Source organism: Corallococcus sp. AB018, from assembly GCF_003986945.1.
GTDB classification, from domain to species: Bacteria; Myxococcota; Myxococcia; order Myxococcales; family Myxococcaceae; genus Corallococcus; species Corallococcus exiguus.
Genome location: NZ_RAWR01000311.1, coordinates 1 through 8,842 on the forward strand (window position 1 = coordinate 1; position 8,842 = coordinate 8,842).

At 70.1% G+C, this 8,842-nt stretch carries 5 protein-coding genes; 3 read left to right on the plus strand and 2 right to left on the minus strand.

Annotated elements, in window-relative coordinates; genetic code table 11:
- Positions 1-167: 167 nt before the first annotated feature.
- On the minus strand, positions 168-2,102 hold the full coding sequence (locus D7Y11_RS39575) for a BamA/TamA family outer membrane protein (protein ID WP_120577116.1): 1,935 nt from the start codon (positions 2,100-2,102) through the stop codon (positions 168-170).
- Between the two features lie 42 nt (positions 2,103-2,144).
- Complete coding sequence (locus D7Y11_RS39580) at positions 2,145-3,014, minus strand: cobalamin-binding protein (RefSeq protein WP_120577117.1); 870 nt, start codon at positions 3,012-3,014, stop codon at positions 2,145-2,147.
- Between the two features lie 290 nt (positions 3,015-3,304).
- Here D7Y11_RS39580 and D7Y11_RS39585 point away from each other — a divergent pair, with 290 nt between their 5' ends.
- Genes D7Y11_RS39585 through D7Y11_RS39595 form a run of 3 tightly spaced genes read left to right on the plus strand, consistent with a single transcriptional unit; the run spans position 3,305 to position 8,690 of the window.
- Positions 3,305-4,918: a serine/threonine-protein kinase gene (locus D7Y11_RS39585; protein ID WP_126936279.1), complete on the plus strand. Its 1,614-nt coding sequence runs from the start codon at positions 3,305-3,307 to the stop codon at positions 4,916-4,918.
- Positions 4,915-7,470 carry a TonB-dependent receptor gene (locus D7Y11_RS39590; protein WP_199753931.1) on the plus strand — a complete coding sequence of 852 codons (2,556 nt, stop codon included), beginning with the start codon at positions 4,915-4,917 and terminating at the stop codon, positions 7,468-7,470. Before D7Y11_RS39585 ends, D7Y11_RS39590 begins: the two co-directional genes overlap by 4 nt.
- Positions 7,467-8,690, plus strand: a complete 1,224-nt coding sequence (locus D7Y11_RS39595; protein ID WP_126936280.1) for a hypothetical protein — start codon at positions 7,467-7,469, stop codon at positions 8,688-8,690. The genes D7Y11_RS39590 and D7Y11_RS39595 overlap by 4 nt, the downstream gene beginning before the upstream one ends.
- The last annotated feature ends 152 nt before the right edge of the window (positions 8,691-8,842 follow it).

An 8,842-nucleotide genomic window follows, 5' to 3' on the forward strand; every position in this document is an offset into this window, starting at 1 on the left:
TCGGTCAACCAACTGCTCGTAGGTCCGAGCCGCCAGCACCTGCGTCCGTTTCGGCCGGAGCACACGCACTCGCGGCCGTTTGCTCCCCGCCATGGCGATTCATGCTCGCACAGCAGCGCTTATGCATACTTTGGATGCATCAGAATCGTTAATTTTTTCTCATCCCCTCAGGGCGAGTCGAGGAAGTTGGGCCGGTAGTCCGTCACCTGCCCGCTGCTGAGCGACAGGCGGCTGCCCACGGGAGGACGGTCGCCGTTGAGCACGTAGCCGAAGTCGATGCGGAACGGGAACACGTTGAACTGGGGGAACAGCACCCGCAGGCCCACGCCGACGGTGGTCACCATCTCCGGCCGCTCGTTGAACGCGCTGCCCGAGTCGAGGAAGAACACGCCGCCCACGTGCACCGTGCGCACGACGAGCGGCGCGGTGCGGTACTCCAGATTCACCAGCAAGAGCCGCCTGCCGGAGTACGCATCCACACCCGCGCCGCGCAGGCCGTTGCTGCCGCCCAGCAGGCTCACGCGCTCGGACAGGTCGTCGATGTTCACGTCCAGCAGGCCTCGCGCCACGAAGCGCCCCCCGAGCACGCGCGGCGACACCTGCACCAGCTCCGCGGCCCACCGGCGGTTCGTCCAGCCCTCCTTCACGCCCGGCTGACTGGCGCTGATCTGCTGCCGGATGGACGCAGCCGCGGACGCGGTGGTGAGCGCGTCACCCCAGTGCACGCGGTAGCGCAGGGACAGTCCCCCTTCCGCGAAGTGCGCGGCGGACGGGAACACCGGCGGCGCGTAGCGCAGCGTGGCCAGCACCGAGTGCCCCAGCTGGAAGTCCTCCGACAACGCGTACGAGTCCACGTTGCGAAGCACGTCGTAGCGGGCCTCGAAGGCGCTGAGGGAGAAGTTCGCGTACCCCGCGTCCTCCGCGCGCGGCAGGTAGTTGCGGCGGAACCAGTCCGTCTGCGCGTCGGTGAGCTGCGACGCCACCGGCGCGGCGTAGGCGTAGTGATAGGCCCCCGCGCCCATGCCCACGTTCCACTTGTAGCGCTGGCCGTAGGAGCGCGTGTACGTGGCGCCCGCGGCCACCTCGCGCGCGTTGTAGATGTACGGCACGGGTTCGCCGTCCGGGAACGGGAGCTGCCAGATGTCCGCGCCCCGGAACTGCCGCGCGGTCTCCATGTTCCACGCCACGGACGTGCTCAGGCTCCACGGCGTGGCCAGCGAATACAGCGGCCGGCTGACGACCAGGCTCCCGCGCGAACCCTCCGCGCGCCCCGTGTCGCGGTTGATGAGCACCGCGGCGGACTCCGTCAGCGACCAGCGGCTGCCGAGCACACGCCGGTCCGTGTAGCTCTGGCCGAAGCTGAACGTGTCCAGGCGCATGATGAAGTCCAGCGCCACCTTCTTGCCGCGCCCCAGGAAGTTCTGCTCCGTACCCTGCAAGCGCAGGTAGAGCAGCAGCGAGCCCACTGCGGAGAACTCGTTGTTGAGCCGCAGCGACCACAGGTCCTTGGTCACCAGCAGCAGCGCGACCTTGTCCGGAGCACTCCCCTTCACCGGCACCGCGCGCACCACGGAGAACAGGCCCAGCTTGCGCAGGTTGCGCACCGACTCCGCGACGAGCGCCTCCGAGTACGGCTGCCCCGGCGTAATCAGCACCTCCTGGCGGACGACTTCATCGCGGGTGCGGACGTGGAAGATGTTGAGCAGCGATGGATACGGATCCATCGGCGCGACCACCTCTTCCGCCGTGACGAGCACCTCCTCCAGCACCTTGCCCTGGGGCGCGGGCTCCACCTGGCGCTCGACCTCGCCCAGACCCCAGGCGATGAGCGCCTCCTCGTAGTTCTTCGTGCGCTCCGCGTCCGTGGTGACCACGGGCGGCTGCGGGCCCGCCGGCCCCACCGGCACCTCTTCCGAGCGGGGCGGCGGCGCGACGTCCGTGTTCGACACGCCCGACGGATCGACGTCCGGCGAGCGCACCGGCGCATCTGGCGGCACGACGTCCTGTGGCTTGCCGGAAACCTCCTTCGGAGGAGTCTGCCCCGACGACGTGCCCGTCGCGACGAGCACGGTGACCAGCAGGACGGGCAGTGAGAGCGGCACGCGCGCATCCTGTCATGCGCCGCGCCTGCCGCCAGCCTCCACTCACCCCAGCGCGGTGCGCAGGTCTCCCGGCCGGGCCATGGGCAGCTTCTCCCCCTTCGCGATGGCCGCCACGATGCGGGCCAGCTGATCCACCCCGTCCGACAGCGCCGCCGGCCCCGGCTGGAGGATGTACGAGCTCCTCACTTCGTAGAGCTGGTCCTCCACCACCGCCCGCACGCTGGCCCAACCCGGCCGGGAGGCGATCTTCTCCCGCTTCGCCTTGCGCCCGCACCAGCTGGCGATGACGCCCTCCGGGTCGCGCTTCGCCACCTCCTCCGGGTCGAAGATGCGGCCCTTCGCCCCCTGCGACGCGCGCGACTCCTGACAGACGTCCACCCCACCCACCACCTCCACCAGCTCCGAACACCAGCGGATGCCGGAGATGAGCGGCTCGTGCCACTCCTCGAAGAAGATGCGCGGCCGCTTCGGCAGGGACTGCGCCGCGTCCGAGTGACGCTCCAGGTTCTTCTCCAGCTCCACCGCCAGCGCCTCCGCGGGTTCCGCCCGTCCCACCAGCGCCCCCGTGAGCCGCACCGCCTGCAATATCTCCGCGAGCGAGCGCTGATTGAACAGGTACACGGGCACCCCGCGCTTGCACAGCTCCCGGCCGATGTCCGCCTGCAGGTCGCTGAACCCCAGCACCAGGTCCGGCTTCAGCTCCAATATCCGCTCGAAGTTCGCGTCCAGGAACGAGCTGACCTTCGGCTTCTTGCGCGCCTCCGGAGGCCGCACCGTGAACCCCGACACGCCGACGACCAGGTCCCCCGCGCCAATGCGGTAGAGCACCTCCGTCGTCTCCTCCGTCAGGCACACCACCCGCCGCGGATACCGCGGCGCCGACGACAACAGCGAGGACAGCCTGGCATTCATGCGGGAAACCCTAACCCGCCCGAGTCCCTGTCACCGGGGATGACGCGACGCACCAGCTGCCACGAACTGTGCGGCAACGGACGCTGATTTCCTCGTTTTCCAACCCCCACCGGGGGACGCGATGCGCACGGGAGGTGCGGGAGTGCGAGCGTGCCTCGCGGGCCGGAAACTCGGCGCCGGGGCGCGGCGATGATAGCGGCACGTCTCTTGGGCGGTTTTCAAAGGCGGTGCTAGCATCCGCCGGGTCTGAAACGACGTATGCGGTCCTTCTCTTCACCTTGGGGGAACACATGATCGAAAGCGACGCCCGCCGCCAGGGCGCGCCCGCCGACGTGCCGGATCCCCTGCTCGGGCGGATCCTCAACGAGCGCTTCCGCATCCTGGAGACGCTTGGCGCCGGAGGCATGGGCCGCGTCTACAAGGCCATGCAGGCCCCGTTGGACCGCCTGGTGGCGCTCAAGGTCCTCAACCCGCAGTACAGCGGCGAGGGCAAGGACCCCGGCTTCCAGAAGCGCTTCTTCCTGGAGGCCAGCGTCACCGCGAAGCTGCGCCATCCGAACACCGTCACCGTCATCGACTACGGCAAGACGGAAGACGGCATCTATTACATCGCCATGGAGTACCTGGAGGGGCTGACGCTGTCGCAGCTGCTCACCCAGGAAGGGCCGCTGCCGTGGGAGCGCACGCTCGCCATCGGTCAGCAGGTGGCCCGCTCGCTGCGCGAGGCGCACAAGGTCGGTCTCATCCACCGCGACCTCAAGCCCGCCAACGTGATGGTCCTCAACCAGGAGGCCGACCACGACGTGGTGAAGGTCCTGGACTTCGGCCTGGTGAAGTCCTTCTCGGGGGACGCCTCCATGAAGGAGGACACCACCCTCACGCAGGCGGGCGTCATCCTGGGCTCGCCGCAGTACATGGCGCCGGAGCAGGCGCGCAACATCGCGGATCCGCGCAGCGACGTGTACAGCCTGGGCGTGGTGCTCTACCAGGTGCTGATGGGCCGGCCGCCCTTCCAGGCGGCGCAGAGCATCGACGTCATCGTCAAGCACATCAACGACCCGCCGCCTCCCTTCTACACCGTGTGGCCGGACCACAACGTGCCCGCCGAGGTGGAGGCGCTGGTGATGAAGTGCCTGGCCAAGCGCCCCGTGGACCGCTACGCGTCCATGGACGCCGTGCTCCAGGGCATGCGCTCCGCCGCGTCCGCGTCCGGCGTCAGCGGCGTCTTCGCCACGCGCACCGGCCTCAACGCGGTGGGCTCCGGCCCCCACAGCGGTCCGCACAGCGGCATCCACACCGGCCCCCACCAGGCGCTGGGCTCCGGCCCCACGCCCGCGCCCAACACCATGGCGTTGGACATCTCCGTGGACGAGGCCGGTGGCCTTGCGGAGAAGAAGTCCAGGAAGGGTCTGGGCATCGCCCTCTTCGGCGCGTCCCTGATCGTGGGGCTGGGCGTGGCGGGCATCTTCGTGCTGCGCGGCGCCCAGAAGCCCCCGGTGGATCCGGTCGAGTCCGCCCCCGTGGCGCGCACGCCCGTCGCGCAGCCGCCCCCTGCTCGCGAGCCCACGGCCGTCGCGGAGACCGCCGTCACGCCGCCGCCAGCCGCCCCCCGGACCGTGCGCTTCGACCTGGACAGCGACCCCCAGGGCGCGGAGATCATGCTCGACGGCCAGGTGCGTGGCACGACGCCGATGGTCATCACCCACACCCCTGACGGCCCGGGCCTCGCGTCCGTGGAGGTGTCGTTCGCGATGGACGGCTACCAGACCGTCAGCAAGAAGTACGCAGGCGAGCCGGGCACCACCGTCAACGTCTCCATCAAGCTTCCGCGCATCAAGAAGCAGGGACCGAAGCCTTCCCCCAAGGCTCCGGGTTCCTCGTACAAGGACGATCCGTACCAGTGAATCCCCCGACAGCCTTCCGACGTGGAGCGCTCCTCGCGCTGTGTCTTTGCGCGACCGAGGCCCTGGCGGACGCGCGACTTGAAGCGCGCCGCCACTTCCGCAATGGCATGAACCTCATCGAACAGAAGCAGTTCGATGAGGGCATCGCCGAATTGGAAGAGGCCTACAACATCAAGCCGCACCCCAGCGTCCTCTACAACATCGCCCGGGCGTACCAGGACGCGGGCCGGCTGGACGAAGCGCTGGATGCCTACAAGCGCTACCTCGCCTCCAATCCGCCGGACACCGCCAACGTGCAGGCCCAGGTCACACGCCTGGAGTCCACGCAGAAGGCGGCCCAGGCGGAGGCGCCCACCCCCGGCACCGAGACCGGCACGACGGGCACCACCGGCCTGCCCATGCCGCCGCCGCCCCCCACGAGCATCCAGGCCCAGCAGCAGCTGGCCACGCTCATGGAGCGGCTGGAGAAGGCCGTCAACCGCGCGGAGTCGCTCACCGCCCAGCCCCAGGGCTCGCAGCAGCCCTCGGCCACGCCCGGCCCCACCGCCAGCTCCAGTTCCAGCGCCGAGTCCGGCGACACCTCTGGTGACCAGGGCCTGGTGCCGTACGAAGAGCGCGTGGTGACGGCGAGCCGCCGCGCCCAGTCCTCGCTGGAGGCGCCCAACGCCACCACCGTCATCACCGCGGAGGACATCCGTCTGTCGGGCGCCACCACGCTGCCGGAACTCTTGCGCCGCGTGCCCGGCGCGGACGTGATGGCCATGGGCGTGGGCAGCGCCAACGTCAGCCTGCGCGGCTTCAACCAGCGACTGGCCAACAAGGTGCTGGTGCTGGTGGACGGCCGCACCGAGTACCAGGACTTCCTCGGCCTCACGGTGTGGGCGGGGTTGCCCATCGGCCTGGAAGAAATCGACCGCATCGAGGTCATCCGCGGTCCGGGCAGCGCGCTGTACGGCGCCAACGCGATGCTGGGCGTCATCAACATCATTACCCAGGCCCCCGGCACCGGCCGGCGCGCGCGCTTCAGCGCCATGGCGGGCGGCGGCAACACCGTGCAGGGCTCGTTCGTCAGCCACGGCCAGAACGGCAGCCTGCGCTACCGCGCGTCCGCCGCCTACCAGCAGCAGGACAAGTGGAGCCGCGATTACGAGAGCGGCCGTCCGGACTTCGCCCTGCAAGGGCCCGCGGATCCGGACCTGGGGCAGCGCGGGGCTCGCGCCAACCTGTCCACCGTCTACTCTTTCGAGGAGGGCCGGGCGATTGGCCTCTCCGGCGGCGTGCACCGCTACCTGACGGAAATCTATCCGCTGGGCCTGCTGCGCAACTACTACATCGACGGCCTGGGCGCGTACGCCAAGGCCGACGTGGAGCTGGGCGCCGTGAAGCTCAAGGCGTTCTGGAACCACCTGTCCGGCGACGCGGGCCCGCAGTACGAGGCCATTGGCCAGCGCTCGCTGAGCACCAGCGTCGCGTCCAACGTCTTCAACGGTGAAGCGCTGTACGCGCGCGGCTTCGAGCTGGCCGGTGAGCACCAGGTGAACATCGGCGTGGAGGGCCGCTTGAAGCGCGTGGCCTTCCAGTACCTGGACGACCTGCGCGAGGAGTTCCACGCGGCGGCCTTCGTCCAGGACGAGTGGCGCATCGTGCAGCCCCTGCGCCTCATCGTCAGCTACCGCGTGGACCGCCACCCGCTGCTCGACAAGGGCAACCCGGGCATCGCGCAGTCGCCGCGCCTGTCCGCGGTGTTCCAGCCCATTGAAGGGCACGCCTTCCGCGCGTCCGTGGCCACCGCCTTCCGCGAGCCCACGTTCCTGGAGAGCTACACCCGGCTGCCCGTGCCCGTGCCGGGCGTCAACGGCGTGAGCCTGCTGACCACCGGCAACCGGACGCTGCGCCCCGAGCGCCTCAACGCGCTGGAGCTGGGCTGGCGCGGTGAGTCCCCGCGCCTGGGTCTGGACTGGGACGTGGCCCTGTACCAGAACACGGTGAAGGACCTCATCGCCCTGTCGCCCGTGCAGCCCCTGCCCGCCGGCGAGTCCTACGACAGCGGCACCGGCAACTACCTGCTGGGCCGCTCCATGTTCACCAACGAGGCCGCCATCTACACCGCGCGCGGCGTCGAGGCGGGCATCAACGTGTCCCCCATCGACGGCCTGGGCGTGAAGGCGAGCGCCGCGTACCAGCACGTCAGCTCCGACCTGCCGGACGAAGGCCAGTGCGGCACGTGCAGCCAGACGCCGGCCTTCCGCCTCTTCGGCGGCGTCACCTACCGCACGCGCACGGACCTGGAGTTCGGCATCGAAGCGGCGTTCACGACCTCCACCACCTGGGTGGAGCGCGAGCCCTCCGCGTCCGACCCGACGCGCGTGGACCTCATCGCCAACAACCTCCCCGCGTACACCGTCGTCAACGCCCGCGTGGGCTACACCGTGGTGAAGGACTTCGTCTCCGTGGCGCTGCAAGGCAGCCAGCTCGGTGGCAGTCACGCGGAGCACCCCTTCGGCAACCGCATCGAGCGGCGCGTGTTCGCCAACCTCACGGTGACCCCATGAAGCGCGCCCTTCCCTTCCTCGCGTTCACGCTCGCGTCGCTGCTGTCTGGCGGCTGTGATGCCCCGGACGTGGTGCCCACCGCGGACGGCCGCCAGCACACGCGCTCGGCCCGCATCGAGGGCAGCCTGGTGGTGCAGTCGCGCGCGCGCGGCAACGCCATCGTGTTCATCTACGACGCGGCCAACCCGCCGCCGCCCGCGGGCTCCGGCCGGCCGCTGGCCTTCACCGTCATCACCGCCGCGGAGCTGTTCGGCGCGGCCATGGGTGACAGCTCCACGGGCCCGTTCACCGCGCCGTTCTCACTGAGCCTGGTGGAGCCGGGCCGCTACCTCCTGCGCGGCTTCATCGACGCGGACACCTGCCGGAACATCCCGCAGCCCTGCCACGTGCCCGACTTCAACCCCTGGTACGGCGTCACCTCCGAGCCCAACGCGGGCGACGTGGGCGGCGGCGCGGTGGACCCCATCACCAGCGCCACGCGCGTCCTGGAAGTGACGACGGACGCGGACGGCTGGCCCCAGCCGCTCAGCGGTGTCTCCGTGTCCTTCGCTGACTCGGCCACCGTCCCCTTCGACCGGCCGGCGTTCCAGACCGCGGACCCGCGCGAGTTCAACACCGCGACCACGCCCATGAAGACGCTGACGCTCACGCCGCAGGTCCTCACCGGCGCGGTGGATCAGCGGCCTCCTGGCTTCTGGGTGCAGCTGATTGACGCCAACAAGGACGGCGTCCCGGACGACGCCAACGGCGACGGCGTGCCGGACTTCTGGCCGCGCGTCATCGTCCGCAAGCTGGCGGAAGGCGTGACGGGCTACGTGGATGAGAACGACCTCAACCGCGACGGCGTGGTGGACGAGGAGGGCGTGGACTACGCGCGCGTGAGTGGCGGCAAGGACGGCAAGCCGGACGTGACGGTGCTGGCGGCGGGCCTTTCGCCTGATCCCCTGCTCGCCGCGCTGCTCGACGAACAAGGGAAGCCCCGCCCGCAGCCCGTCTTCGTTCCGCAGCTGGTGGTGGCCATCCGCGCACTCGCTCTGGACGCGCGCGACCCCGCCGCGCCCGCGCCGCTCGCGGCCGTGCCCCCGGGTCGCTACAGCGTCACCCTGCTGCAGTCCACGGGTCAGACGTGGCGGCTGCCCAACGAGTTGGACCCAGCGCTCGCGGAGGCCGTGGGGCTGCCGGGCGTGCAGTCCCAGGCCTTCGTGTTGGAGGTCCGCTGAGGTCGTTTTCGCCCTCCTGAAATCGCGGCGCGGTGCCCTGGTTGCTTTGACTTCGCAGGGCCCTTCCGCGACCATGGGCGGAGCCGCTGGAGGCGTTTCCTCCCCGAGGTTTTGATTCCGATGAAGGTCGGCCCTCTCCCCACCCCCGAAAC